This window comes from Verrucosispora sp. WMMA2121, from assembly GCF_027460185.1.
Classification (GTDB): Bacteria; Actinomycetota; Actinomycetes; order Mycobacteriales; family Micromonosporaceae; genus Micromonospora; species Micromonospora palythoicola.
Genome location: NZ_JAPZBH010000006.1, coordinates 4,588,878 through 4,615,292, shown reverse-complemented (window position 1 = coordinate 4,615,292; position 26,415 = coordinate 4,588,878). Strand labels below are relative to the sequence as shown.

Below are 26,415 nucleotides of genomic sequence, written 5' to 3'. Positions count from 1 at the left end.
GACGGCGTCGCGGCCTTGGTCCGTCGTGGCCCTGGGTCCCTGTCATGCAGCCGGTGCCCCCTTTTTGGCCTGCGCGGCGGTGACGGCGAGGTAGGCGTGGGTGCACAGAACGCGACTTCGGCCTCCGCTCATGCCGCCCGATGCTGCGCCGAGGAGATTCGGACTTGTGGGGACCGTACGGCGCGCCGATGATGGCGATGTGATCATCGACGGCTTGCCGGTCCCGTCGGTGCTCCTCAATGCGGTGCGGCAAGGTCGGTGGGTGGCCCCAGACCGCTCGTCCTCGACGTACCGCGACGTCTTCGGCGATGACGCGGTGGTCCCACAGTTCCTCCCCCTGAGTCGGATGACGGCCAACAGACGCTGGCTCGACGACATGCCTGAGGACTATCGCGGGTTCTATCTCGGCCAGCCGGACCGGCAGCGCCCGCCTGGCGACGTGGATCCTGACCAGTCTCTCCTGATCGGTGACCTCGGCCCCGACCAGCCGTTCGCGCTGGACTACAGACCTTCCTTGGCCGCCCCGTCAGTGATCTACCTCAGCACAACGGCGGACTGGATCGAGGTTGCGCCCAACATTGAGACGCTGATCGAACGCCTCGGGATCTAACCGCGCGAGGGGACTTCACGCACTCTTCCGGCCGCCGTCCGTGCGCGCCAGCCAGCGGGGAGACCTTCGCGCTCCTGTTCCGTGCAGAAGCGTCCCGAACTGGCCGATGAGAGTGAACCCGCCGGAAGAAGGGCGCTGTCACGGCGAGCCGGGCGGTCAGAAGACGTAGGACGTGTAGTTGTAGGGTCGGCTTCGTTCATAGATGGCGCGCAACTGTGGTTGCCTGACCTCGGGCAGTCGGGCCAGGACGCTGAGGAAGATGTGGCCGTCGGGCTCGAAGCGGTGGCCCGGGAGCAGTGCCGGCAGGGCCTCCGGCGGGATCGGGGCCGACCGCCCGACCGGCTTCGGGGTGTGGTGGAACGCGAGGTGCCGCCAGCTGTCTCAGGCCAGCGGGACCGGTTTCACCGGCGGGGCCACCGGCCAGGGTTCGCCGGTCTGCGGATGTTCCGGGATGAGGGCGAAGTCGCCGTCGGCGTCCGGAAGGCCGGGCCCGGCCAGGACCAGGATGCGCTCCGGCCTCGTACCTATCGGGCCGACGAGACGGCCGAGAGTGGGCCGGAAGACCTCGGCAACCTGGTGTTCCGGGATCAGGATCGGGTCGCCGCCCGAGGCGGCCAGCAGGTGTGCCAGCGCCGAGGCTGCGGCGGCCGCCCACATCGGGTGCCAGCCGCCGCCTGGTTCGGACGGCGGGATACCGGGCCGCTGGTCGATCAGGTCCGCCCAGTCGAGCACCGGGTGCGGGCCGGGACCGTCCTCGATTACGCGGGTGGTCAGCGGGTCCAGCCAGATCGCCTGCCGCAGACCACAGTCGTCGATCCGGGTGGCCACCGGGGTGCCGCAGGTGACGCAGACCATGTTGGGCTCGCCGCCGTCGAGGCCACAGCACGCGGAGTCGCCGACCCGTGCCGGGTCGATGACGGCGTCGCGGACGTCTCCCGGGGTGAGCAACACTCGGTCGACCGGCCCGGCGGAGATGCTGAACCTGGGCGCGTACCAGCCGAGCGCCTCGGCCTCACCGGCTTCGAGTTCGGCCCACCGGCGCCACGGCGAGCCAGAGGGGAGCGGATTCACCGCGAACGTGCCGGGCTCCAGTGCCGGCGCAAGCGACCCCGGCCCGTTCCCGTACTTCTGGTCCGCGTGGACGGGCAGCGCCACCCTCGACAACGGAACTGTCAGAGTGGCGTCGCAGCTCCTGCAGCCGAAGACTGTCATGTATCCCCCGCGTGTCGACGACGCCAATCTAGATCATCGGCCCGGCCCGCCGGTCGCGCTCCGGTCCGTGCCGCGCGGACCTCCCGCGACATTCCTGTGTCGGCAGGCTGCGCCCCCAGGACCTCGACGGGGTACGCGCGGCAGTTCGTCAGACCGGGTCAGGATCCCATGGGGCTGGCATGAGGCGCCGGATGTCGGTCCATCGGCCGGAGCGTCGGAGGCTGCCGACCAGTTCGACGGCGTCGATCGCGGTCTGGCCAGCCTCCCGGCCGGTGTAGAAGTCGGCGGGGACGGGGGTGTTGCGGTATCTCCAGTCGGCTCTGATCCGGCGCAGTTCGCGCGCTTTGCGAGGGAGGTCTCGTAGCGGGCCGCGAAGTTCCTTGGCGGTGACGTGCGCGGTGCCGTTCGCGTCGATGTCGACGATCACTTCGACGAGCGGGGTGCCGGCAGGCGTGGCGGTGAGGCCGGACAGTTCGAGAAGGGCGATACTCGCGTTCTGCTCCGCGTCGGCATGATCGCCTTCGACGATGTGGAAGACCATGTCGGTCTGGCCGGGCCGGGTGGTCGCGACGACGGTCGAGGTGAGCGTGGGAATGGTGCGGTTGCGCTTCACGATCGTCGTGGTCCTGTCGGGCTGGGTCTGCACGCCGATTGTCATCGGGGTGACATCGAGGAGCAGGACGTCTTTGAGATGCCCGGTCAGGACGCCCGCCTCGAGGGCGGCGCCGGTGACGATGCCCTCGGGGATGAGGCCACGGTAGGCCTGCTTGCCGCGGGTGAGCCGGCGCATCAGGCCTGCGATTGCGGGCATCCTGGTGGCTCCGCCGACCAGCACGATGTGGTCGAGGTCCGGCAGGGCAATCCCGGCGTCCCTGACGGCCTGCTCGACCGGGCGGGCACAGCGTTCGAGGACATCCCGGGTGACGGCCTCGAACTCGTCCCTGGTAACCCTCTCGTCCACGTGCAGTGGGCCGTCTGCGCCGGTGGTGAGGTACGGGAGCCGGACGTCGGCCACGACGGCGGACGACAGCTCGACCTTCGCGGCCTCGGCTGCTTCGAGCAGCCGGTGCCGCGCGGTGGGGTCGCCGGAGACATCGACGCCGGATCGTTCGTGGATGCGGTGCGCCAGATGCGCGGCGAGGCGCCGGTCCCAGTCGTCGCCGCCGAGGTGGTTGTCGCCCGATGTGGCCTTGACGTCGCAGACGCCATCGGCGATCTCGACGAGAGACACGTCGAGGGTGCCGCCGCCGAGGTCAAAGATGAGCGCGGTGGCGTCGGCGGCGCGGTTGAGCCCGAAGGTCATCGCAGCGGCGGTCGGCTCGTTGATCATGCGGAGCACCCTGATCCCGGCGGCTTCGGCGGCCCTGACCAGTGCGGCCCGCTGAGGTCGCCGGAAGTACGCCGGAACCGTGAGGATCGCGCCGCGGAAGGGACCGCCGAGGTACGCCTCGGCGTCCTCGCGTAGTTGGGCGAGGATGTGCTGCGCTACCTGTTCCGCGGTGAGCCGGAGGTCGCCGCGAGTGATGCTCCATTCGGTGCCGAGCCTGACCTTCACCGAACGCACCGTGTGGTCCGGGTTGGCCAGTGCCTGTCGCTTGGCGGCCGCGCCGACCAGGATCTGGCCGTCCGCGCCGATGGCGACCAGGCTCGGCGTGGTCAGCGCCCCTTCGGGGTTCGGGATCAGGCGCACGTCGTCGCCCTCGAGAACGGCGATCGACGAGTTGGTGGTGCCGAAGTCGATCCCGACGGGCATGTCACCGGCCGCCCGACGCGGAGGCGTCGGCCGGGCGGTCGGCCGGGCCGTGGGCAGGTCACCGAGGCCTCGCGCGTGCCACAGTTCACGGGCGCGGCGAGCCACCTCGCGGTCCATGTCGACGACGAGACCAAGCAACGCGGTGCGCGCGGCCTCACGGCTCTGCTCCCGGACACTGCCGAGGAGCCGCTCGACCAGATGCAGGCTGCCGATCCGTTTCCACGACTGGGGATCGGTCACGGCACCACGCATCTCCGCGAGCAGGTCGGTGTCGGCGTGGCGTGCACTGCGGGCCAGATAGATGGCGCCTTGGGCGCTGTCCACGCTCAGCGTCGGAGTTTGCCCAGGCACGCGCTGGCGGACCTGCTCGTGGACATATTCGTACAGCTCATCGACGGAGACCAACCCGTCGCCGTCGAGGTCGGCCGAACCATCTCGCAGGCCACGCACGACAGCGGAGGTGAAGACCGACGGCTGCGACCGGGCCCGGCTCGACCGGACGTTCTGCTCGCCCTCATGCGCGTACTGCAGGGAGGTCGACGCCGTGAGCACCATCCGCCCGTTGCCCGCGAACGGTTCGGCGACGTCCACGGCGGGCGTCGACCCGGAGCGGCGCAGCGTATTGATGGTGAACGCACCGCTGTAGCAGCAGTCCAGCATGAGCACGATACGGCGGCTGCGACTCTGCGCCATCCGGTCGGCCACGAATTCGGCCGAGACAGCCGTGGAACCCGGAAAATCCCGCTCGGTATCGCGCACCACGAAGTAGAGCCGGTTCCGCAAATCCTTCCAGCCGTGCAGTGACAGATGCAGTAGGAGCAGGTCGTCGGACCGGGCGGCATCGAAGAACCCCTCCAGAGCGCGCATCACCGCACGCTGCTCAGCGTCCACCAGCTGATCGACAGCGAAATCGCCGATCGAAGGATCGGCCAGCACCTCGGCCAGCGCCGCCGCGTCCGCCGCCGCCGCCGGAAGATCCTCGAAATGCTCATCCTCGTATCGGCTGTTGGCGATGATGAGCGCCCGGTTGGTCATCTAACCGTCCGCGTGCCGGCGCAGGAAATCCTCGAGCGCCCGCTGCCGCATCGCATCCGACGCGCCGGTCAACTCCAGCTCATCCGAGCCGATCTTCAGCCGGATCGTGCCCGAACGCCGGCGTGCCAGCCAGTCCTGCACCAGGCCGATCAACATGGGCAACGTCGCCCCACTGCCACCCACCGCCACCAGTAAGGCACCCAGTTCCACACCACCGGCCGCCCGGGTGCCAGGCGGAGGCGACTCCTCCGACACTCGCTCGATCTGGTCGAGATGGAGATTGCGCAGCTCGGCGATCAGGTACTGGAGGTCCTGCTCGATGTACTCCCGATCGTCATCGTCGCCCTCAAGCACCAGCAGGATCGATGCGCCATCCACGGACACCACAGCCTTCCACACAGGACACATCGATCACACCAGACGGCGGCTCTCGGGAACCGCCAGATTACCGACACACCCAGACGACGCGCCGTGACCTCGACGGTGCTCCGCCCCCAGGGTTCCGGGATCCTGCTGCTGGGAGCCGGGGTCGTCGGCGAATCCGGTGGTACGTGGATCGGGACGAGTTGCACGCCCAGGACCCACTCGCCGTCGACCGCGACGCTGTGCCAGTCCTTGTCACGTCACGTCGGTGATACGCGGCGAGCCGTCAGCCTTCGGTCACGCTGAGTGTGGATACCCGGCGAAGATGTCGCAACGGATGTCGAGAACGACCTGGCGGCTCCGTCTCAGAAGCGAGCGCGGCCACTGCCGCCATACGACACCAGGGAGGTCCGGCATGATCCAGCGGATGGACAACGTCCTCATCGTTGTCGACGATCTTGATGCGGTTATTTCGTTCTTCGTCGAACTTGGCATGGAGCTGGAGGGCAAGGGGCCAATCGAGGGACGTTGGGTGGAGCGTGTCATCGGAGTCGATGGCGTCCGGCAGGATGTCGCGATGCTGCGCACGCCGGACGGCCACGGTCGGATCGAGCTGGCGAGATTCCACACGCCGCAGGCGATCAGCGCCGAGCCGAAGGACGCGCCGGCGAACACGCTGGGCATTCGTCGCATCATGTTCGCCGTGAACGACATCGAGAACGTCGTTACCCGCCTGCGCGTCCACGGCGCCGAACTTGTCGGCGAACTGGCGCAGTACGAGGACAGGTATCGGCTCTGCTACGTCCGAGGGCCCGAGGGCATCCTCGTCGGACTGGCCGAACAGCTCCGCTGAAACGACCGCGGTCCTCATTCTTCAGGTTCGAAGATCACATCCACGCTCATGCCGCAATCGGCGGGTCACCCTTGCTGGTCCTTCGTGCCGTGGTCCGAGGTGAACCTCCGCAACCAACTGGTGAAGATCGGCATAGGATCTCTGCGTGTTGGGAGTGCACTTCGCGATCACGCCGGAGCAGGAGCGGTCGCTGCTCGCGGCCGCCGATGACGGCGACGGCGACGCGGTGGACGAACTCATCGAGGAGATCGAGGAGTCGTGGGCCGAGGACGGCCTGAAGGTCGACACCGACAAGGCATGGGACACCATCCACCGGTGCCTGACCGACGGCACCCTCGAACCCGACGGTGGTGAGTATCCGTTGAGCCATGCGGTGCTCGGTGGGCGCCGGCTGCACGAGGAGTACGTCGTGGTCTACCTCACGGTGGACGAGGCCCGGGACGTGGCCGCCGCTCTGCAGTCCGTCGACCGACGCGAGCTGCGCCAGCGGTTCGACGCCATCGACGACCCCGACTATCGCGGTGCCCTCGACGACGCCGACTTCGACTACACCTGGGATAACCTCGTCGAGGTGCGGGCGTTCTACCAGCGGGCTGCGGCCGCGGGGCGTGCGGTGGTCTTCACCGCCACCTGAACTGGGCACTGATCTGCCGGCAAAGCGGGCGCTGAGGAGACCGACCCCTTGAGAGAGTCTTCCATAGCTGGTCGAGGGGAGAGCCGACTCTCGACGACCGGTCGTGACGATGGCGGTGAGCAACAGCAGGACGGTATGTCGCAGAGGTGGTCGACGCTTCGGGAGATCGAGGCAGCGCTGGTGCGATGTGAGCAGGGTCTGGGTTGGGAGAGGCCGGTGCTGCATGGCGTCGGCTTCATTCCTCGCGTCATCGAGCACGGCTTGGACGCGACGATCGCCTCCGTCGTTCCGCAGCGGGAGATCGGGTTCGTGCGGGTCAACGCGCGCGAGGACCTGCTATCGGCTGCAGTGCTGGCCACGGTCACGGGGTGGCGTGGTGGCAGCGGCTCGGTGCGGCTGGGGCAGGCGCAGCTTGCGGAGGCGATCGGGATGTTGGCGCCGACCGAGGCATGCCGGGAGGTCGAGCATCCGAACCTGCGGATCTGGCGTGAGATCCAGGGCTGGGAGTGGGACGACGATCCGCTGATCGTGGTCTTCGACGTCGACCCGGAAGCACCGAGCGACGATCCCCATGTGATCGCGCTGCGGGAGGTGGTCCTGTCGGGCCGGCAGTCGGTACCGCCCGGCGAGGTCCGAGTGTGGCCCCCACCAGGCGCTGACGGGCATCGTCTGCAGAAGGTCTGGGAGACCCGTTGGCCGCAGGTCGCACCCATCAGTCACCACCTCAAGCGGCTGGATGACCACTGGGTGAGATTTCATGGCCTGCCTGATTCAAAGCGCTACGCCGACAGCGAGTCCGAGTACGCCACCATCCTGCACCGGCACAACACCATTCTCGATGAAATTCGCGGCGATACCGCGGACCTGCTCGTGATCACGCTGGAAGTGGCGTTCACGCCAGTGCCCCGACGTCGAACGCCGATCCTGCATGATCTGCTACCGGACGGTGAATGCTGGTGGGTGCTGTCCTGGCCAGACCTCGATCCCGACCTTGCCTTCGCCCACACCTACGTCAACCGCGTCGCCTGGAAGCCCGGTCGCCTCGATCGACTGCTTCGTGAAGTCGCTGACGACCGGATCGCTTATGTGATCATCGCGCCGCCTGATCTGGCTTGGCTCTACGCGCCCTACGACGGTGGCGCGGACGTACTGCTGGCGAACATCGCGCGACGCGACGTCCTACGTGACCGTCATCGCCAATGGCTGTCAAACCACCCCGCCGGACTCTGATCCCAGCAGCCACTCGACCACCCATCGGACGTCCTGTCATGCCGCCCACACTGCTCGATCCGCCGATCGGTCCGTCACTGATCGGTCGCTATCGGTACGCCGCCGAGTTCGGCGAGCACACGCTGCCTCAAGATCTCGTACTGCTCACGGCATCGTCGAGGGGCGCCCGGTGGCCGCTGCTGCACCTGACCGCCGACGATGACTTCTTCCTGCCGGAACTGGTCCGCCGTCAGATCTACGTCCTGGCCGTCGGGTAGCCGATTCCAGTAGTGGTGACCAATCTTGGCGTCCTGCACGAAGACTTCGCCGAGGATCAGCTCTCCACCGAGCAGTTCCTGGACGACCAGCGCAGTCACTCCGCACTGACCCCGAGCGGGGTTGTCTGGCCGCCAATCCTGCAAGTCGTGCGGGTCGCAGGTGTCCGCTGCCCAGCTCGCCCGAAGTATGGGGCGCAGTACCTCCAGGTCGAGCATCCGAGGACCTCCCAGCTCGTCAAACACAAACGCAGGACGCGTCCCGAAGGGTGGGCCCTCGACCGGATCGAGAGTCAAGGGGAAGATCTCCGCCGGGTCGTTCGACAGCATGAAAGAGCACCCCGAGCGGGATCCTCTAGCCGCAGGGTAAGCGTCGGGCCACACGACGAGAGCACGATTGCGTACGGCGCACGTCGCGCGAAGGACCGCTGACGGTGGTACGGGTGGGCATCGATCGGTACGTTCGCTGGCTGCAGCGGATGGATCCGTAGTGGAGCGGAGCCTGATGATCACGGGATACGACACGGTCCTCATCACGGCCGCGCCGGTCGACGCTGGCATTCGAGTGATGCTGGACGATCTGCGTGGCAGATGGCCGAACATGTTGGTCGCTTTGGGCGGGGACCACGTCGGACCCTTTCTGCCGTGGCGGACGACGCGGGCGCAGGTACCGGCTGGCGCAGGTGAGGTGTACGTCGCGCGCGATGCGGAGATGGAACGGCGCTGGGACGATCTCGGGTACTCGCTCATGGAGCAGGCCGAGGGACCGTTCGCAGTGCTCTACCAGTCCGCCAGCCAGCCGGCGGTCGAGATTCAACTGAATGAAGATCCCTACGAACGAAGAGGATTCGGCTTCGAGCCCTACCCGGCGACGTTGGTCACCGCCGGGTTGTCGCTGGTCACTCTCGTTACGCCGGACGGGGACAGCACCTTCAGCCAAGGTCTGCTCCACGCGCTCAGACAGGCGCTGGTCAGCCAGGCACGCGGCTGATCCTTCCGCTGCTACCTGAGCCGGCAGCGGGTGAGCATGTTCGACAGCCTCGTCGGATCCAACCTGCAGTGACCGGTACGGCAGCGCCTTCAGTCGCAGCGATCGCTGGGGTCGCGTGGCGGCACGACTTCTCCCAATGGGACGCACCGCCGCGACAACTGCTCGCAGACGCGGGTCTCTTGGCAAAATGACCCGCATGACGTCAGGTCTCGCCCACCGTCGCGCGCCTGCCGCTGATGTCGGGAGCGCGCGGCTGGGCACTGGGTCGGCCATCGTCGTCTCCGCACGCCCGGGACCGGTGAGGGCGCGGTGACCGGGCAGCGGCGTCGTTACCGTCACGTGGCCCGCCTGTACGACCTGATCTCGCTGGAGTGGCCTGTCTATCGAGCGGGTCGGGCGGCGGGCGTCGCAGCGGCCGATCTGCGGCCTGGGGGCCGGGTGCTGGACATCGGCTGCGGGACGGGACTGACCATCCCCCTCGCCCGGGCCGCGGTGGGATCCGGCGGTACGGTGGTCGGCGTCGACGCCAGCAGGCAGATGCTGGGACAGGCGCGGTCGCGGGTCGAGCGTGGTGGTTGGCGAAACGTCGACCTTGTTCTCGCGGACGCGGCGCGCCTGCCAGCGGCGCTGCGGTCCGGTGCGGCGTTCGACGCGGTGTTGTTCATGTACGCGCTCAGCGTCATCGGCGACTGGCGACCGGCGTTCCAGCAGGCGGTCGGCCTGCTGCGGCCCGGCGGTCGGATGACAGTGGTCGACCTGGCCCTGCCGGCGGGTCGCTGGCGGATCCTGTCGCCGGCCGCGCGGCTGGCCTGCCGGGTTGGCGGGTCAGACCCCCACCGGCACCCGTGGACGCTGCTGGACAGCGGCTTCACCGACGTCACGCACGAGGTGATGCGCGGTGGGCACGTGCACGTGGTCTCCGGCACGCGAGCCGCCCACCCTTGACCTCGCCGGGCTTACCGGTCGGTGACGAGTTCCCGTACGGGCGTGCTGGCCGGTGCGCCGCCGGGTAGCGTCGCGGCGTGATCGACAATTGGCCGCGACCCACCTGGCCGACGGTGAGGTGCTCATGACCGACCTGGATCTGTTGGTGCTCGGCGGCGGTACCGCCGGCCTGGTCTCCGCCGTGATCGCCGGCGGGCTCGGGGCCCGGGTCGCGCTGATCGAACGGGACCGTACCGGCGGTGAGTGCCTGTGGACCGGGTGTGTGCCGAGCAAGGCGTTGATCGAGGCGGCCGACCTGGCGCACCGGATGCGCCGCGCCGACCGGGTCGGCCTGACCCCGGTGGAACCGGACATCGACCTGACGGGCGTGATGGCGCATGTGCGAGCGGCCCAGGAGGCGATCGCACCGCATGACGCACCGGAACGGGTCCGCGCGGCCGGAGCCGAGGTCATCACGGACGAGGCCGTCTTCGTCGGTCCTCGGCGGGTGCGGCTGGCCTCTGACGGCCGGGAGGTGACGGCGCGGTGTGTGCTGGTGGCGACCGGATCGCAGCCGCAGCTGCCGCCGGTGCCGGGGCTGGCGGCGGCCGGCCCGCTGACCAGTGACACCGTCTGGGACCTGCAGGTTCTGCCGCCGCGGCTGCTGGTGCTCGGCGGCGGGCCGGTCGGCTGCGAACTTGGTCAGGCGTTCGCCCGTCTCGGCAGTGCGGTGACGCTGGTGGAGCGGGCGCCGCGGCTACTGCCCCGCGAAGATCCAGAGGTCGGGCAGCTGATCGCCGACCGGTTACGCGACGAGGGCGTCGACGTGCGCACCGGCACACAGGTGACCGAGGTGGCCGCCGCCGACCCGTGGCGGGTGCGATTGACCGGGGACCGGCCGGGGGCGGTCGGTTTCGACCGGATCCTCGTCGCGGGCGGGCGACGGCCGCGCACCGCCGAGCTGGGCCTGGGAGCTGCCGGCGTGGCGGTCACCGACCAGGGTGCGGTCCGGGTGGACAGCCGGATGCGGACCACCGCCCCGGGTGTGTACGCCGCCGGCGACGTCACGGGCGTGCTGCCCTTCACCCACGTCGCCGCCCACCAGGCGGGCACGGCCACGCTCAACGCGCTGTTCTGGCTGCCGAGCCACGTTCGCTACCTGCCGATGCCGTACGTGATCTTCACGGACCCCGAGGTCGCCCGGGTCGGCCTGCGCGCCGCGCAGGCCCGCCACCGGTGGGGCGACCGCGCCATCATCACCCGCCTCGACCTGACCGAGGTGGACCGGGCGGTGGCCGCCGGACGCACCGACGGGTGGGCGCAGCTGGTCGCCGATCCGCGGGGGCGGCTGGTCGGCGCCACCGTGGTGGCGCCCGCCGCGGGTGAGGTCATCGGTGAACTGGCCGCGATGGTCGCCCGCCGCGGCCGGCTCACCGACCTGTACCGCACGGTGCACCCCTACCCGACGTACGCGCTTGCCGCCGTCGACGCCGTGGGCGAGCACCTGCAGGCGCGGCTGCTGACCCCGGCCACCCGCCGGCTGGCCCGGCCACTGCTGGCCGCGCTGCGTACCGCCGCCCGTACCAGATGAAGCCGCAGCGTGACCCGCAGGCGATCGCCCGCGCGGCCGGCCGGGTCCGGCGCATCCTGGTGCCCTATCACCGCGCGCGGGTCATCGGCATCGAACACATCCCGTCTGGTCCGGCGCTCTACGTCGCCAACCACAACGGCGGTTTCTACACCGGCGACACCTACCTGTTCGCCGCAGCCGTGCACCACGCGCGGGGACTGGCCGACACGCCGTGGGTGCTCACCCACGACCTCGGGCTGGCCCTGCTCGGGCGCTGGCTACGACCACTCGGCGCCGTTCCCGCCGATTTCGCCACCGCCGTGGCGTTGCTCACCAAGGGCGACAAGGTCCTCGTCTACCCGGGCGGCGACGCCGACGGCGCCCGCCGCTGGACCGACCGACACCAGGTGATCTTCGACGGTCGCGTCGGCCACGCGCGCCTCGCGGTCGCCTGCGGCGTGCCGGTTGTCCCGGTCGCCGCAGCCGGCGCGCACAACACCGCCGTGGTCCTCTACGACGGCGCCGCCGTGGCCCGGCTGCTGCGCACCCGACGGTGGCTGCGTCTCGCACGGTGGCCGCTGCTGCTCAGCCTGCCATGGGGTCTGACCTTTCTCCCCGCGGTGCCCTACCTGCCACTGCCGGCCCGGATCACCGTCAGGATCGGTCCGCCCATCCATTTCGAACGGCACGGCCCGGAGGCCGCCGCCGACGACGAGTACGTCGCCCGGTGCGCCGCTCGGGTGCACGACACTGTGCAGGCGCTCCTCGGCGGCTCGACCGGCGACGCTCGTCGATGACGGTCGTGGCCGTCGCCTGCGAGTGTGGCGTGTCCGGCGCCCAGTGCCGCCACCGGCGGGGTACGGACGACGGCGCGACTTCCTCGCCACCTGCGGGGACGCGGCAGACCCGTACTCAGGCCCGGTCGTCCGACGCACGGTCAGGCCCCGCCGGGCGGGCGACGACCCGGCGGGCAGGTAGCCGGTGCCGCAGGGTGATCCCTGCGGCCAGGGCGAGCAGGGCCAGCACCGCCACCGCGACCGTCCACGGACCCAGTTCCGCCAGCCAGGTGCTGACCGCTGTCTGGACGGTGCCGGCCGCCTCGATGATCGGATCGTCCACGGCACCGCGACCGGAGAAAGCCCGCACCTCGTACCAGCCGTACCAGGCCACGTACCCGCCGGTGACCACCAGCAGCAGCCCAGCGAGCCGCCCGAGCAGCGAGGAAGCCCGGCGGGCGCGGCGCACCAGCGACTCACGGGCCAGCGCGACGGCCAGCGCGGCTGCCCCCACCGCAAGCCCCATACCGAAGGCGTACGCCACGAACAGGGCGACGCCGGACAGGGCGGATCCGGCGCGGAAAGTGGTGACCACGACGGCGAGGAACGGGCCGATGGTGCAACCGAGCGAAGCGATCGCGTACGCCGCACCGAACAGCACCATCGAGCCGAAGCGCCGGCGGACCTCCGGCCCGGTGGCCAGTTTCGGCGTGAAGGTGGGCAACTGGCGCCCCGCCAGCAGCCAGCCACCGGCAGCCACCAGGGCGAGCCCGATGAGGATCGACACCCAGGGCAGGTGACGGGCGACCGCGTCCGCCGCAGGGGCGGCGAGCAGCCCGAACGCGCCGAACACCGCGACGAACCCGAGCGTCATGGCACCGGTCAACACGACCGCCCGACCGACGGACGCAAGCGCGTCCCGTTCGGCTGCTGGCTCGTCACCCAGCACCAGCATCGACAGGTACGCCGGTAGCAGTGCGAAGCCACAGGGGTTGACCGCGGCCAACAGCCCGGCACCGACGGCGAGGCCGTACGGGGTGTCTGTCATGGTCAGCTCAGCTCGCTGACCCGCTTGCGCAGGTCCTGCTGCGACAGAGGTCCCGAGTGCACGACAGTGCCGGCGGAGTCGAGCAGCACGTACTGCTCCTGACTGGTCACCTCGAAGCGGCGCCATACCTGACCATCGTCGTCGGCCAGGTTGGGAAAGCGCTCGATGCCGGTCTGCTTCGCGAAGCTTCTCATCGCCTCGTCGCCGCTGCCGAGCCCGGCCACGCCGATCACGTTGACCCGACCCGAATTGTCCCGCTGCACCGCGGCGACCTCGTCGGCCACCGCGCGGCACCGGCTACACCAGGCTGCCCAGAACCACAACACCGCCGGTTTGCCGACGAGGCTGCTACCCGCGAAGTTCTCACCGTCGATCGTCCGGGCAGTGAACGAGAGCGTTTGCGGGACCGTCGCTTCCGTCCCGCTGCTCGCCGTCGGCGCGGCGGGACCGGACAGCGTCGGCTGAGCCGCCGCGCTCGGTGCGGCAGTCGTGCTCTTCGAGTCGGCGGGCCGCTCCGTGCCACCGCAGGCGGTCAGGGCGAGGACGGCTGCGGTGAGGGCGGCGACGGCGGGGACGGTACGGATGCCGGGCATGATCGGATGCTAACCCGACCACCGGCTGGGGTGGCCTTACAAGCTCCTTACGGGCGGCGTTGGCGCGGAACTGCTCGTCGTCGCGGCGATGCCTGCTGCGCCCCACGAGAGGGGCCGCAGGCGAAGGTGGGTGCCTGCTGCGAAGCGGGAATGGTGGCGGTGGCCCGTGCGACGGCCGCGACGGTGCGAGCAGGGCATCGGCCGGCCGACCGCATGTTCGTCCAGCTCTGACCGAGTTCTTACCGTCGTCGTACATTGGTGTCGTAGCGTCTGCCGGGTGACTGATCGGGAGGCGGTGGCGCACCTGTTGCGTCGGGCGACGTTCGGCCCGACGGCCGAGGAGGTGGACGCGGCCGAACGGGACGGGTTCGCCCGTACCCTCGATCGGTTGCTCGCGCCGGAGGGCCCGGATCGTGGCGCGGCGGCCACCCCGGTGCCGGTCCTCGGGCCGGACCCGGCGGCCCAACTCGATCGCGGGGCGCCCCGGGAGCAGCGGCAGCGGGCCAATCGGCAGCGCCGGGAGCAGGTGACCCGGCTGCTCGACTGGTGGCTGGGACGGATGGTCGCCGCCGAACACCAGTTGACCGAGAAGCTGCTGTTCTTCTGGCACGGGCATTGGGCGACCAGTGTGCAGAAGGTTCGCTCCGCCGGGTTGATGCTGCGGCAGTTGGAAACCCTGCGCCGGCTCGGGCGCGGACCGCTGCCGCCGCTGGTGGACGCGATGGTGGGCGATCCGGCCCTGATCCTGTGGCTCGACGGGCAGCGCAACACCCGCAAGGCTCCGAACGAGAACCTCGCCCGGGAGCTGATGGAGCTGTTCACTCTCGGCGTCGGCGGCGGTTACACCGAGACGGACGTGCGGGAGGGCGCCCGGGCACTTACCGGCTGGGCGGTCGATCGCCGAACCGCGGTGGTGCGGTTCGAGCCGCGCCGGCACGACACCGGACCGAAGACGATTCTCGGCGTCACCGCCCCCTTCGACGCCCGGTCCTACGCCCGGTTGCTGACCGACCAGCCGGAGACGCAGCGGTTCGTGGCCGGCCGGCTCTGGTTCCGGTTCGCCGGTGCGCACCTGCCGGCCCCGGACGGTCTCGCCGATGTGGACACACTGGCGACACTGCGTCGCATCTTCACCGCGCCGGACTTCGCACAGACCCGGGAGACCCTCGTCAAGCAGCCCGTCGAGTGGGCGGTGGGCGCGATGCGGCAGCTCGGGATCCGCCCGGCGGACCTGTCGGAGCAGCGCCGCCGGCAGCTGGTGGGCGGCCTGAACGCGCTGGAGCAGGTGCCGCTGCGCCCGCCCAGCGTCGGCGGCTGGCCGGCCGGAACCGCCTGGCTGACCACGTCGTCGGCGCAGGCCCGGATCCGTGCCGCTGAGCACCTTGCCCGTGCCGCGGCACCGGCGGTGCTGTCCCGGCTCGCGGCAGCGCCGCGCGACGACCGGCCGGAGGTGCTGGCCCGGCTGCTCGTGGTCGACCGGTGGAGCGAGCGCACCCGGCGGGCCCTGGCCCCGATGGCCGGTGAACCACGGCGACTGATCGTCGCCGGACTGGTCAGCCCCGAGTACACGGTCAGCTGAAGGAGGACGGCGTGGACATCCTGACCCGGCGGCGGTTCCTGGTGGCCAGCGGCGTAGCCGGCGCGGTAGCCCTGGCGGCCGGAGCCACCACCCACCGGCTGGAGGACCTGTTCGCCACCGCCGGCGACCGGGATCCGGATTCCCGCACGCTGGTGCTGGTCACCCTGTACGGCGGCAACGACGGCCTGAACACCGTCGTCCCGTACGCGGACCCGGCCTACCACGACGCCCGCCCCGAGCTGGCGTACGCGGCGGAGGAGGTCAGACACCTCGACGGCGAGGTGGGGTTGAATCCGGCGCTGGCCGGGTTGCACACGCGCTACGGCGAAGGTCGGCTCGCGGTGGTGCGTGGCGTTGGCTACCCGAAGCCCGACCGCAGCCACTTCCGGTCGATGGACATCTGGCACACCGCCGATCCCGAGCGGCCCGGTGCCACCGGGTGGGTGGGCCGCTGGCTGGATCACACCAGTGGGGACCCGCGGCTTGCCGTCTCCTTCGAGCCGACGCTGCCTCCGCTGCTGGCCGGCGAACGGTCGGCGGGTGCCTCGGTGCTGGTGAGCGGGCGTGCGGTCGCTCGTGGTCTGCCGGATTCAGCGCTGGCTGCGCTGGCGGTGAACCAGGCGGGGGAGTCGGCGGCCCGGGCGCGCGCGGCGGCCTGCTTCGCCGACCTGCGCGCCGTCGACCAGATGATCCGCGATGTGCGCGACGCGACAGTGGACGAGGAGAGCGACCAGGACACGGAGACGGTACCGGCGACCGCGACCGGAGGCGCCCGAACCCCACTGGACGCGCAGCTGGACCTGGTCGCCCAGTGCATCGAGGCCGGTGTCACCACTCGCGTGTTCTCGGTGTCGCTCGGCGGTTTCGACACCCACGCCGACGAGAGGCAACTGCAGGAGGTGCTGCTCGGGCAGCTCGACCGGGCGCTGACCCGATTCACCGACCGGATGGCGCGAACCGACGCGGGCCGGAAGGTGGTCACCGCCGTCTACTCCGAGTTCGGCCGCAGGGTCCGGGCCAACGGCTCCGACGGCACCGACCACGGCACGGCCTCGAACCTGCTTCTCCTCGGCACCGGGGTGCGCGGCGGCCTGTACGGAGAACCGCCCAGCCTGACCGACCTCGACCGCGGTGACCTGAAGTTCACCATCGACTTCCGGGACGTCTACGCCACCTTGCTCGAGTCGGTGCTGGACACCGACCCGGCCGTGGTCCTGCACGGCTGGCGCGGGCGGATGACCGGCATCCTGTGACGCGCTCGGCCGACCCGCGCGCCATCAGGATCGACCGGCTCCTCGTACCGGTCCGGTTTTCCGTGCTATCGCGTGTGGGTGTGGCGGTGCTGTAGCCATCGGGTTGCGGCGGTTGCGAGGCGGAGTTTCTCCTCGGCGATGGCTTGCAGCCCGGTGGGCATCGGTGTGAGTGCGCCCGCCATCAGGAAACCGGTGTGCGCGGTGAGGATCGCGTCGAAGGAGTCTGGTGGGCAGTTCAGCGCCGGCAAGGCTGTGTGAAGGTGCGGTTCGGGATCGACGCCGTCGGCTGCCATGCCGGTCAGCAGCGCGATGATGTCGATGACGGGGGCACCGAGCCGGGCGTGCGGCCAGTCGACGAACATCACCCGGTCGCCGCTGAGCAGGACGTTGTGTGGGTACAGGTCGCAGTGCACGAGTGAGTCGCCCTGTGCCGCGTGCAGCCCTCGCTGCTCGATTGCCGTCAGCCGATCGAGGTGACGCGACGCCCAGGTCGAGACCGTGTGCAGCCGGGCGACGCTGGACGGATCGAGGGCGAGGTGAGCCCAGCCGCCGAGTCGCGGATGGTCGCGCGGTAGCACGATCGGAGACGGTGTGGTCGCCTGAGCGAAGGCGACTGCCTGCGTGACGACCCGCCGGATCTGCCGTGTCGTCCAGGGTCGCCCCGGTGCGACACCGTCCACCTGCTCGAAGACCAGCAGCACCCACCGGCCGTCGTCGTGCGTGGTCAGTAGTCGAGGCACGGGCAGGCCCTGCGGCAGCCGCCCAGCCACTTCGGCCTCGGCGCGGTATTGCGACGCCTCGGTCGGCCAGAGATGCGCGTCCACCGCCTTGACGAAGGCCCGGTGGCCACCGCGCAGGGTGATCCGCGAGGCGAAGCCGGGCGAGAAGCCGCCGGCACAGCTCTCGGTGTCCACCACGGCGCCACCCAGCAGACCCTCGATACATCGTCGAACCGACGCCGGTAGTTCGGCCCAGCGGGGTCGTCTCCTACTCGCGAACACGGCCGTGCTCCTCACCTGTTGACGCGGGATGTCATCGCGCGGCGATCGAGGATCCCTGCACCGACACGACTGATCGATATCCAACGCGAAACTCGATCCGACACGGGCGGGTCCAGTGTTGATCGATGTCCGTACCCTGCGGGCATGAATCGGTACGCCCGCAGCCGCGTCAGGGGCCGCACGGTGCGAGGATTACCGGCCGCCGCCTACTGCGGCTTCGTGCTGGTCTTCGGGGTGGTCCTCATGGTGATGGCGGCTGAGCGAAGCTACGCGTTCGTCGCTGGGGTGCCAGGGCAGGTCGCGGTCAGTGACTGCCACTTCGAGTCTGGCGGTAAGCGGGACGGCTGGGCGTGTTCGGGTCCCTTCACCGCAGACGACGGCAGCGTCCACATCGACCGGGTTCACCTCCGCCCCTTGCTCTACGACCGGCCCGTCGGCGTGGTCGAGGCGAAGGTGGCGGGACCGAACGCCACCTTGGCCTGGGAGCCGGACCCCTGGTTGCTGCTGCCGGCCGGCGGAGGTCTGATCCTTCTCATGCTCAGCGCCTCCGTTCTGTGGTCGACGCTGCGCCCCGACCAGGACGGCCCGGAGGCGGCGGAGAACGCCGAGCTGGCGGAGATGCGACGGCAACTTGCCGCACGACGGGCCGAACTCGCACAGCTGCGCGAGGATCTTTTCCCCGACTCAACGCCGGAACCGTCCCGGCGATGGTCCCGCTGACACCAGCCCCACCATCACCACTGTCGAAAAAGCTCGGTGTGGTCGAACAACGACTGCCGGCACGACCCATCCGCCCGTCGGCAGTTCAGACGCTCTTACACGCTCAGGAATCGAGGCGTCGGCGAGGTCACGTAGCTTGCCGTCGACCTGAGGTCGGCGGGGATCGCCACCGGCGTCCATCGTGGGTCACCACGGCGACGTAGTGCTCAACCAGGAGCGCGTCAGATGCAGATCAGGGTACGCGCTGCGACTTTGCTGTGGTGGGCATCTCGGGACGGGGACTCTCCTGCACAACCTCGGGTTGGCACACAGCGCGGATCACCGGCACCGCGAGGCGATGGGCGAACGCATCGAGCTCATGCGCCGGGACGGCCAGGCACATGGGCATTCTGCGGACCAAGTTTGCTGATCTCGTACCCGTCGGGATAGCTCTTGGCCTTGATCCCGTCGGCGAACAACGGCGTGGTCCGAGTCGCTCCGAACCATCGCTGGAGCCGCGAGCGCGTCTTCAACGCCAAGTGGAGGCCGGCCCGGACCGGCCACGCCGGCGCGGCGACCCGCGTCGCTCGGCGGAGTGGTACGTCATACATGGCGCTGACCAGGGCGTTGCCCAGCCGGGAGAAGGGCTTGGGGATCCGGGTGAGCATCAGCATGCGGGTGGCTCGCTCGATGGCGGCCGCGTCGTCGTTGGGCTTCAGGTGCGCCGCGTCGTGGGCGTCGAACCAGGCCTCGAACGCCTCGTAGGAGTCGGGGATGTGGAGTATGCCCATCCGGCGGCCGAGCTCGCGGTAGAAACGGTACGTGGCCTGCCGTTCGTGCCAGCATGGGCGACGCCAGCCGTACCGCTGCAGCCACCGGGTGGGGATCACCACCAGGCAGCCGAGGACGTAGAGGTAGTCGTCGTTGCTGATGTCGTACGGGCGGTGGATGTGGTTGACCCGCCGCAACGCCTCCCGCCCCCGCGGCTGGTCGAAGCCATTGAGCACCATCTCGTACATGAGGAGCCCGGTGTCGTCGATGCGCTTCTGTGTGCGTTCGGTCAGCTCGCCCGTGGCGACGTGCAGGGCGGCGATCGACGGGATCGAGAAGGACCTGTTGAAGGCGAGGTTGAGCCCGAGCTTCATGTCCCACGGGAATTCGTACCGCAGCATCGTCTGGTAGATGGCCAGGTAGTCATGCTCGGGGTCGAGGGCGCGGATACGAGCGAGGTTGGTGTACCGAGCTCTCATCGGCGGGTGTCTCCAGGAGTGGACTGCGAGGCGGGCAGGGACGGTGCCGAACTCACGGGCCCGAACGGCCCGCATCGGTGCCATACCGGGCGACCATGGTGCGGACGGCTTCGTCCACGACCGCGGTCGTGCGGTCAGGGGTCACCGTCCAGTCCGGGAGCACCAGACTCGGCCAGAGCAGGTAGTTGGAGATCATCCCGAGGAACTGCGTAGCGGCCATCTCCGGATCAGCGATGTCCGCGGCTCCCGCGTCGTGCTCGGTCGAGAGGTAGATCCGGACGGACTCGAAGTATGGCAGTTTGCCGCGTGAGAAATGCGCCTTGGCCAGTTCGGGAAAGCGTGGCAGCTCGGCGATGACGATGCGGAACAGGTCCGTCATCTCCGGCTGGCTCAACAGCGTCGCGTAGCGCCGGCCGAGCACCGTCAGGCCGGCTGCCAGGTCACCGGCGGGTGGTACGTCGGCGACGTCGTTCTCGGCCCACGAGTCGATGACGATGGCATCGAACAATGCCGCCTTGGTCGGAAACTGCTTGAACAGCGTCGCTTTCGACACGCCGGCGCTCTCGGCGACACGCGCTAGTGATGCCCGGTCGTAGCCCAACTCGAGGAAAAGCTCAGTAGCGGCCTGCACGATGAGTGCCCGCTTCTCCTGTGCCACGCGCTGGTGATAGGCCGACGGCGCTGGGGTCATGCGCCCATCATAGCGAGGTGAGTGGGTTGACTCACCACTCGACGGGGCGTACCTTCGGAAGGCGAGTCGACCGACTCACCACGCGGCCCTACGGGTTGTCGTCTCTCGCTCGTACTCGGAGGATCAGATGCCCCGCTTCGACAATCAGACCGTGCTCGTCACCGGTGGCACCGGTGGGCAGGGAGCCAGCCACGTTCGCGCCTTGCACGCCGAAGGCGCCAACGTCGTCATCGGCGCTATCGATGCCGAGCGCGGCGCCGGCCTGGCTGCCGAACTGGGAGGCGCGGCGCGTTTCGTCCACCTCGACGTCTCCCGGGAGGAGTCGTGGGCCGCCGCCATCGCGGAGACCGAGAGGGCCTTCGGTGCGCTCACTGTGCTGGTCAACAACGCCGGGGTGCAGAACCCGCCGGCCCTCATCGAGTCCACCCAGCGGGCGACGTGGGCTCGCATCCTCGACATCAATCTCACCGGCACCTTCCTCGGCATCAAGACGGCCGCACCGGCGCTGCGGCGCGCGGGGGGAGGAGCAATCGTCAACATCGGCTCCACCATGGGCATCGGCGGCACTGCCTGCTACGCGCCCTACGTGGCCAGCAAGTGGGCGGTCCGAGGGCTTACGCATACCGCTGCCCTGGAGCTGGGCCGCGACAACATCCGCGTCAACGCCATCCACCCCGGCGTCGTCGCCACCCCCTTCATCACCGAGCCGGCGGCCGGCAGCGACACCCCGATCGCCGACTTCTACTCGCCCGAGCCGTTCGCCATCCCGCGACTCGGGCAGCCCGCCGACATCACCGCGCTGCTGCTGTTCCTCATCTCGCCCCACGCGGCCTTCATCACCGGCGCCGAATATGTCATCGACGGCGGGCTGCTCCTCGGCCCCGCCCTGCCGAAGGAAGCCGAATGAACCCCGCGCACCGTGAGCGCCGCACGCCTGACCCGCGACCACCGTCACCGATGCCATGGAACGGGCCGCGGTGAGCGCAGGGATCGAACAGCCAACGAGCCGCAACACCGGGACCGGCGATGCAGCGCCGGGATTGGTTACCGCTGCCCCCTGAGCCGCTCGGTGATCCAGGTCGCCGCCTTCTCGACCGCCTGCCGGGACTCGTCGGTGTGGTCGAGCATGTCGAAGCCGTGCTGCCCGTTCGGCACGTCGAGCACGTCGGCCGGTACACCGTTGTCACCCGCCGCCCTCAGAAACACCGCGACCGGCTCGGACAACATGTGGCGCTCCAGGCCCACCCGGGTGAGCAGAAGCGGCGGTACGGGCCGTCCCGCCTCGCCGATCGCCGCAGCGGGTGCGAACCGTGGATCGATGCCCCACTCCGGCAACGGCGCCAGCAGCGGGTACGTCAGGGCGACCGCGCGCAGCCACTCCGGCCGCTCGCGGAGCCAGTCGGTGCTCAGCAGGCCTCCGCCGGAGAAGAACCAGAGCGCGATCCGCTCCGGGTCGACGCGCGGGTCCGCCCGTACCCGATCCACCGCATCGGCGACGTCCTGGGCCGCCGTGGGGTAGTCCGCGAAGGGTCCGTCCGGGCCGACAACCACCTGGAGCCGATGCTCGGCGGTCACCGCGATCGAGCCGAGGGATGCGAGGAGAGAGCCGTAGCCGCGGAAGACCGGCCAGTCACGTGGGGTCGGGCTTGTGCCGGGCGGCATCGGGCCGCCATGAACGAGGATCACCGCGGGGCGTGGCGTGTCGCCATCCGGCCGGTACCAGTCGAGGTTCGCCTCCCGCTCCGCGTCATGGTCTGGTGGGGTCAGCACGAAAGGGCGGAGGAAACTCGGTGTCTCTTCCATGATCGCATTCTGTCACGGAAGGTTTGATCTCGCGGACCAGCAACCGTCCATCCTGACTGGTTGATCGCCGCGGACCGCTCTCCGCCAGGAGTTCGATATGTTCGAGAAGTAGGGTGAATGGATAAAACGCCACTTTTGCGTACTATTCGCCACCTCGACAACCGAGATCGGCGGCCACGCATGGTGACGAGAACCTGATCTTGGTGGTTGGCGTCTGTATGGACGTGAGGGAAGACGAAGGGGAGTTGCTGCGGCGGATCGCGCGTGGCGACGGCGCGGCGTTCGACGAACTGTACCGCCGGACGTCTCCGTGGTTGCTCGTTCGTCTCCGCCGTCGCTGCGCGGACGACGACCTGATCGCTGAGGTCGTCCAGGAGACGTATCTCGCGGTGTGGCGGGCCGCCGACTCCTACGCGGGGATGAGGGCCGGTAGCGCGGTCGGCTGGCTGTGGTCGATCGCCGCGCGGCGGCTCGTCGACGGGTTTCGGCGACGCGCGAGGGATTCGCAGGCGGTGCCGCTGCCGTTGGCGCTGCAGGACTCACCGGCGGCCGAGGATGTGGTGCTGGCCGGCGCGATCGGCGACGACATGGGTGATGCGCTGCGCCGGCTGGCACCGGAGTTGCGCCAGGTGCTGCACGCCCTGGTGTTGGACGGACTTTCGGTCCGGGAGACCGCGCTCATGCTCGGCCTTCCGGAGGGGACCGTGAAGACTCGCGCCCGCCGTGCGCGACTGGCACTGCGGGAGGCGTTGTCGTGAACGCACACATCCCGGTCCGGGCACTGGGCCGTTACGCCGCCGGTGATCCGGGCATCGCACCGGACGTCCTGTGGGCGATGGAGACGCACCTGGAGCAGTGTGCCGACTGCCGGAGTCGGCTGGTGGACGCCACCGACGGTGACGCGATGGCGTTGTTGGCCGCCGTCTGGGTGAAGGTGGAGGCTGCGGTGTCCGCCACCGAGCCGGCGCCGGTCCGGCACCGGTGGATGCCTGCACGATCCGCCCGGTGGGTGACGCCGGTGCTCGTTCCCTGGCTCGTGACGACGGTGCTGGTGGTGCTGGTCGCGCTCGGGTTCGACCTGGCGGTCGCCGGCCGGGGTGCGGCACCGCCGTCGCTGGTGGTGCTCCTGGCACCGGTCGCGCCGCTGCTCGGGGTCGCCACCGCCTGGACCGGGCGACTCGATCCGGCCCACGAACTGGTCGTCGCGACCGCCCGGGCCGGCCTCGGGATGGTGCTGCGACGAACCCTGGTCGTGCTCGTGGTGGTGATTCCGGTGCTGGCGGTGGCCGGTTGGCTGGTCGGCGCATCCCCGGCGCGGTGGTTGATGCCCTGCCTGGCGTTCACGGTGGGTGCGCTGGCGCTCGGCAAGGTGGTCGGCCTGCCGAGGGCGGCGTGGGGCCTGGCGTTGCTCTGGGCCACGGTGGTCGTCGGACCGAGCATCGTCACCGCCCGGTTGCCGGTGCTGCTGACCGAGGCCGCCCTGCCGGGCTGGGCGGCGCTGACCGTGGTGGTGGCTCTCGTCCTCCTGCCTCGTCGCAGTGGTTACGCGGAGCTCCGATGAGAAGAAGGTACGGAATGAGGAAAGGGATAAGTGCCGCCCTCCTGGCACCGACGACGTACGCGTGGGCGATCCGGGCGGTGGAGCTTCGGGTACGAGCGGGCAGGCGCCTTGCCGTCGATGGCCTCGACCTGTCGATGGGCAACGGCGTGCACGGGCTGCTCGGGCCCAACGGTGCCGGCAAGACGACGCTGATGCGGGCGCTCGCGACCGTGTCGCGCCCGGCCGGCGGCGTGCTCGAACTACTCGGTCACCCCGTGCACGCACGACCCGACCTGCGGACGTTGCGCCGGTCGATCGGCTACCTTCCGCAGGAATTCGGGTTCTACGGCCGGTTCACGGTGCGGGAGTTCGTCGAATACCTCGCCTGGCTGAAGGAGGTGCCGGCGCACGACATCCCGGACGCGGTCCAGCGTGCGTTGGAACGCGTGAGGCTGGCCGAGCGTGGCGACTCACGCATGAAGTCGCTGTCCGGTGGGATGGTACGGCGAGCCGGCATCGCGCAGGCGATCGTCAACGATCCGGAGATCCTGCTGCTGGACGAGCCCACGGTCGGTCTCGATCCCGAGCAGCGGTTGGCCTTCCGCTCGTTGCTGCGCGAACTGGGCGAGCACACCTGTGTCGTCGTCTCCACCCACCTGGTGGAGGACGTGGTCGCTGCCTGCACGAACGTGGTGCTGATGGATGCGGGTCGGCTGGTGTTCCACGGTGCTCCGGCGGATCTGGTGGAACTGGGCCGCGAGGGGGCGGGCGACAGTTCGGCCGAACGCGGGTACACCGAGCTGTTGCGCCGGCATCGCGCGGCGGGGGAGCGCACCGGATGACCGGCCGGATCCTGCGCATCGAGACCCATCGGTCGGTGGCGCCGTGGATGGCGCTGGGCGCCGCGCTGGTCGGCACCGCGCTGCTCTATGTCGCCCTGGGCGGTTGGGGAGGCCGCTGGATGCTGCTGGCGCTCTGGCAGCGGGAGTACCTGTTCATCCTCTGGCCCATGGCGCTCGGCCTGGGCGCATGGCAGGCCGGCCGCGACCGCCGCTGCCGCACCGAGGAACTGGTCGCGGCGACCGCCCGTCCGCGGTGGCAGCGGGTGCTACCGGCGGCCACGGCGATGGCGCTCGCCGGGGCCACCGGCTACGTCCTGATGTACGTCGGCGGCGCGGCCCAGGTCGCGGCGTACGCGAGCTACCTGCCGGGGCAGTCCATCGTGATAGCCGGGGTCGGTGTGCTGTGGATGGTGTCCGGCGTCTGGCTGGGCATGACCGTCGGGGCGCTCGCCCCGTTCCGCCTGACCCCACCCGCCACCGCCGTCGTCGGTGCCACCGTGGCGCTCGTCGCCATCACCGACCGGGGGTACGCCCACGTGCCGAAGATCGTCCATCTGCTGACTCCGTCACCGTTCGGGTTCTGGGGCGACTTCGTGACGGTGCTGGGCAGAGTCAGCGTCGCCCACACCGTGTGGCTGGTCGGCCTGGCGGTGAGCGCGCTCGCCGGCTTCCTCTGCGCCACCCGCACCGCCCGGATGGCGGCGGCCCTGCCCGCCGTGGTGGCGGCCGTGGTGGCCCTGGCGATACTCCCGGACGGCCGGCAGCGGCTGCCGGTGCCCGACGCGGCGGCCGCCGCGCTGGTCTGCGCCGCCGGACCGGGGCCGCAGGTGTGTGTCACCCGGGTCCACGCCAGCGCGCTGGCGGAGCTGCGGGATCCGGCGCGGCAGGCGCTCGCGACGATGTCGGCGAAGCTCCCGCAGGCACCGACCTCGGTCCACGAAACACCCGAATCCTGGTACGAGAACCGGCCGACACCACAACCGGGGGACGTGCTGCTCGTGGAACTCGAGCTCGCGCCCTGGGGTGGCGCGAAGGCAACCCCCGACGAGTTGCGGTGGCGTCTCCTGGACGGAGCGGGCACCCGGCCGTGTGCGTACCCCGTCGGAAACCCCGACGCGGCCCGGGCGAACCGCGTCGCGCGGCTGGCCGCGGCCGCCTGGCTGGCCGACAGCGCGCCACCGGACGGCCCGGACCGCGACGCGGCGCGTCAGGCGTGGCAGACCCTTCGCGGGTTCCCGGCGGCCGCGCAGCGGGACCGCGTCGCCGCGCTGCGGAGAGCGGCGCTGGCCTGCACCGAGGTGAACCTGCTCGACCTTCTGGTCGGTGACCACCCATGAGGTGGCTCACGTTGTACCTGCGGTGCCGGAGTGTCCCGGCCGCCGTCGGGGCGGCGGCGGCCGGCGTACTCGTGTTGTGGGGGCTGGGCCAGACGGCCGAGGAACCGCGACTCAGGCTCGCGGTCGCGTTGTTGTCGACACTCGTCGCCACCGTCGCGTTCGGGCCCGGGCTCGCCGGCGCCGATCCCGCGTTGGAGCGGACGGCATCCCTCCCGTGGCCGCCGCGCCGTGCCGCGCACATCCTGGCGGTGATGGCCACCGCGACGCTCGTCGCCGCGGCGCCGGCGCTGACCGGCGCACCGCTGGCGACGGCGGCGCTGACGATCCGCAACGCCGCCGGGCTCGGTGGACTCCTCGCCGTCGGAGCGGTCTGGGGTGCGCAGTGGGCCTGGCTTCTCCCGGTCGGGTGGACGCTCGTGGTGATCCTGTCCGGGCCGGCGAGCGGGCATCTGTACCAGGAGATCCTGACCTGGATGCTGCAGCCGGCCGCCACCACCTCGGCCGCTGCCTGCGCCGCGACCATCGCCGTCGTCGGCGTGGTCACCCACGCCCTTCTCGGAGCTCGCCGCTGAGC

26 protein-coding genes and 1 pseudogene are annotated in these 26,415 nt (G+C 70.2%); 17 read left to right on the top strand and 10 right to left on the bottom strand.

Features of this window, described 5'->3' with window-relative positions; genetic code table 11:
- The first annotated feature begins 166 nt into the window (after positions 1-166).
- Positions 167-610 carry an SMI1/KNR4 family protein gene (locus tag O7605_RS29670; protein WP_269742271.1) on the top strand — a complete coding sequence of 148 codons (444 nt, stop codon included), beginning with the start codon at positions 167-169 and terminating at the stop codon, positions 608-610.
- Between the two features lie 156 nt (positions 611-766).
- On the opposite strand, the pseudogene O7605_RS29665 reads toward O7605_RS29670, so the two are convergent.
- The 3 genes and pseudogenes from O7605_RS29665 to O7605_RS29655 form a co-directional block, all read right to left on the bottom strand.
- Positions 767-1,822 (bottom strand): annotated as a pseudogene (locus tag O7605_RS29665) (hypothetical protein).
- Between the two features lie 148 nt (positions 1,823-1,970).
- Entirely contained in the window at positions 1,971-4,610 is a 2,640-nt protein-coding gene (locus O7605_RS29660; RefSeq protein WP_269742269.1) for a caspase, EACC1-associated type, read from the bottom strand.
- Positions 4,611-4,988: an effector-associated constant component EACC1 gene (locus tag O7605_RS29655; protein ID WP_269742268.1), complete on the bottom strand. Its 378-nt coding sequence runs from the start codon at positions 4,986-4,988 to the stop codon at positions 4,611-4,613. It abuts the gene before it with no gap.
- A gap of 400 nt (positions 4,989-5,388) precedes the next feature.
- Here O7605_RS29655 and O7605_RS29650 point away from each other — a divergent pair, with 400 nt between their 5' ends.
- The 3 genes from O7605_RS29650 to O7605_RS29640 all read left to right on the top strand — a co-directional run bounded on the left by O7605_RS29650 (position 5,389) and on the right by O7605_RS29640 (position 7,690).
- Complete coding sequence (locus tag O7605_RS29650; RefSeq protein WP_269742267.1) at positions 5,389-5,826, top strand: VOC family protein; 438 nt, start codon at positions 5,389-5,391, stop codon at positions 5,824-5,826.
- A 145-nt stretch (positions 5,827-5,971) separates the two neighbouring features.
- Positions 5,972-6,460: a DUF1877 family protein gene (locus tag O7605_RS29645; protein ID WP_269742266.1), complete on the top strand. Its 489-nt coding sequence runs from the start codon at positions 5,972-5,974 to the stop codon at positions 6,458-6,460.
- 216 nt (positions 6,461-6,676) lie between these two features.
- Positions 6,677-7,690 (top strand): DUF3885 domain-containing protein, encoded by a 1,014-nt coding sequence (locus tag O7605_RS29640; RefSeq protein WP_269742265.1) that lies wholly within the window; start codon positions 6,677-6,679, stop codon positions 7,688-7,690.
- A gap of 74 nt (positions 7,691-7,764) precedes the next feature.
- Here the strand turns inward: O7605_RS29640 and O7605_RS29635 are convergent, their stop codons facing one another.
- The gene (locus tag O7605_RS29635; protein WP_269742264.1) at positions 7,765-8,274 is read right to left on the bottom strand and encodes a YunG family protein; all 510 of its coding nucleotides are present in this window, start codon (positions 8,272-8,274) and stop codon (positions 7,765-7,767) included.
- A 175-nt stretch (positions 8,275-8,449) separates the two neighbouring features.
- Between O7605_RS29635 and O7605_RS29630 the strand changes: the two genes are divergently transcribed.
- The 4 genes from O7605_RS29630 to O7605_RS29615 all read left to right on the top strand — a co-directional run bounded on the left by O7605_RS29630 (position 8,450) and on the right by O7605_RS29615 (position 12,226).
- Positions 8,450-8,935 (top strand): hypothetical protein, encoded by a 486-nt coding sequence (locus O7605_RS29630; RefSeq protein WP_269742263.1) that lies wholly within the window; start codon positions 8,450-8,452, stop codon positions 8,933-8,935.
- Positions 8,936-9,244: 309 nt separating this feature from the next.
- Positions 9,245-9,880 carry a class I SAM-dependent methyltransferase gene (locus O7605_RS29625; protein ID WP_269742262.1) on the top strand — a complete coding sequence of 212 codons (636 nt, stop codon included), beginning with the start codon at positions 9,245-9,247 and terminating at the stop codon, positions 9,878-9,880.
- 124 nt (positions 9,881-10,004) lie between these two features.
- Positions 10,005-11,450: a dihydrolipoyl dehydrogenase family protein gene (locus tag O7605_RS29620; RefSeq protein WP_281581584.1), complete on the top strand. Its 1,446-nt coding sequence runs from the start codon at positions 10,005-10,007 to the stop codon at positions 11,448-11,450.
- Positions 11,447-12,226: a 1-acyl-sn-glycerol-3-phosphate acyltransferase gene (locus O7605_RS29615; protein WP_269742260.1), complete on the top strand. Its 780-nt coding sequence runs from the start codon at positions 11,447-11,449 to the stop codon at positions 12,224-12,226. The genes O7605_RS29620 and O7605_RS29615 overlap by 4 nt, the downstream gene beginning before the upstream one ends.
- A gap of 115 nt (positions 12,227-12,341) precedes the next feature.
- Here the strand turns inward: O7605_RS29615 and O7605_RS29610 are convergent, their stop codons facing one another.
- Together O7605_RS29610 and O7605_RS29605 are read right to left on the bottom strand one after the other, a co-directional pair.
- A complete protein-coding gene (locus O7605_RS29610; protein ID WP_269742259.1) occupies positions 12,342-13,253 on the bottom strand; it encodes a cytochrome c biogenesis CcdA family protein in 912 nt (303 codons plus the stop codon).
- A 2-nt stretch (positions 13,254-13,255) separates the two neighbouring features.
- The gene (locus O7605_RS29605) at positions 13,256-13,846 is read right to left on the bottom strand and encodes a redoxin domain-containing protein (protein ID WP_269742258.1); all 591 of its coding nucleotides are present in this window, start codon (positions 13,844-13,846) and stop codon (positions 13,256-13,258) included.
- Positions 13,847-14,123: 277 nt separating this feature from the next.
- On the opposite strand from O7605_RS29605, the gene O7605_RS29600 reads away from it, so the two are divergent.
- On the top strand, positions 14,124-15,425 hold the full coding sequence (locus O7605_RS29600) for a DUF1800 domain-containing protein (RefSeq protein WP_269742257.1): 1,302 nt from the start codon (positions 14,124-14,126) through the stop codon (positions 15,423-15,425).
- An 11-nt stretch (positions 15,426-15,436) separates the two neighbouring features.
- The gene (locus O7605_RS29595) at positions 15,437-16,678 is read left to right on the top strand and encodes a DUF1501 domain-containing protein (protein ID WP_269742256.1); all 1,242 of its coding nucleotides are present in this window, start codon (positions 15,437-15,439) and stop codon (positions 16,676-16,678) included.
- A 65-nt stretch (positions 16,679-16,743) separates the two neighbouring features.
- Here the strand turns inward: O7605_RS29595 and O7605_RS29590 are convergent, their stop codons facing one another.
- Positions 16,744-17,679 (bottom strand): phosphotransferase family protein, encoded by a 936-nt coding sequence (locus O7605_RS29590; RefSeq protein ID WP_269742255.1) that lies wholly within the window; start codon positions 17,677-17,679, stop codon positions 16,744-16,746.
- A gap of 144 nt (positions 17,680-17,823) precedes the next feature.
- On the opposite strand from O7605_RS29590, the gene O7605_RS29585 reads away from it, so the two are divergent.
- Positions 17,824-18,399, top strand: coding sequence for a hypothetical protein (locus tag O7605_RS29585; RefSeq protein WP_269742254.1), 576 nt, complete (start codon positions 17,824-17,826; stop codon positions 18,397-18,399).
- 356 nt (positions 18,400-18,755) lie between these two features.
- On the opposite strand, the gene O7605_RS29580 is transcribed toward O7605_RS29585, so the two are convergent.
- Positions 18,756-19,628 (bottom strand): oxygenase MpaB family protein, encoded by an 873-nt coding sequence (locus O7605_RS29580; protein WP_269742253.1) that lies wholly within the window; start codon positions 19,626-19,628, stop codon positions 18,756-18,758.
- A gap of 52 nt (positions 19,629-19,680) precedes the next feature.
- A complete protein-coding gene (locus tag O7605_RS29575; RefSeq protein ID WP_269742252.1) occupies positions 19,681-20,319 on the bottom strand; it encodes a TetR/AcrR family transcriptional regulator in 639 nt (212 codons plus the stop codon).
- Between the two features lie 127 nt (positions 20,320-20,446).
- On the opposite strand from O7605_RS29575, the gene O7605_RS29570 reads away from it, so the two are divergent.
- The gene (locus tag O7605_RS29570; protein WP_269742251.1) at positions 20,447-21,226 is read left to right on the top strand and encodes an SDR family NAD(P)-dependent oxidoreductase; all 780 of its coding nucleotides are present in this window, start codon (positions 20,447-20,449) and stop codon (positions 21,224-21,226) included.
- 137 nt (positions 21,227-21,363) lie between these two features.
- On the opposite strand, the gene O7605_RS29565 is transcribed toward O7605_RS29570, so the two are convergent.
- Positions 21,364-22,122: an alpha/beta hydrolase gene (locus O7605_RS29565; protein WP_269742250.1), complete on the bottom strand. Its 759-nt coding sequence runs from the start codon at positions 22,120-22,122 to the stop codon at positions 21,364-21,366.
- A gap of 218 nt (positions 22,123-22,340) precedes the next feature.
- Between O7605_RS29565 and O7605_RS29560 the strand changes: the two genes are divergently transcribed.
- Genes O7605_RS29560 through O7605_RS29540 form a run of 5 tightly spaced genes read left to right on the top strand, consistent with a single transcriptional unit; the run spans position 22,341 to position 26,413 of the window.
- Positions 22,341-22,880, top strand: a complete 540-nt coding sequence (locus tag O7605_RS29560; protein ID WP_269742249.1) for an RNA polymerase sigma factor — start codon at positions 22,341-22,343, stop codon at positions 22,878-22,880.
- Positions 22,877-23,683: a zf-HC2 domain-containing protein gene (locus tag O7605_RS29555; protein WP_269742248.1), complete on the top strand. Its 807-nt coding sequence runs from the start codon at positions 22,877-22,879 to the stop codon at positions 23,681-23,683. Before O7605_RS29560 ends, O7605_RS29555 begins: the two co-directional genes overlap by 4 nt.
- 14 nt (positions 23,684-23,697) lie before the next feature.
- Entirely contained in the window at positions 23,698-24,504 is an 807-nt protein-coding gene (locus O7605_RS29550; protein WP_269742247.1) for an ABC transporter ATP-binding protein, read from the top strand.
- Positions 24,501-25,841 (top strand): hypothetical protein, encoded by a 1,341-nt coding sequence (locus O7605_RS29545; RefSeq protein WP_269742246.1) that lies wholly within the window; start codon positions 24,501-24,503, stop codon positions 25,839-25,841. Before O7605_RS29550 ends, O7605_RS29545 begins: the two co-directional genes overlap by 4 nt.
- Positions 25,838-26,413 (top strand): hypothetical protein, encoded by a 576-nt coding sequence (locus O7605_RS29540; RefSeq protein ID WP_269742245.1) that lies wholly within the window; start codon positions 25,838-25,840, stop codon positions 26,411-26,413. The genes O7605_RS29545 and O7605_RS29540 overlap by 4 nt, the downstream gene beginning before the upstream one ends.
- Positions 26,414-26,415: the final 2 nt, after the last annotated feature.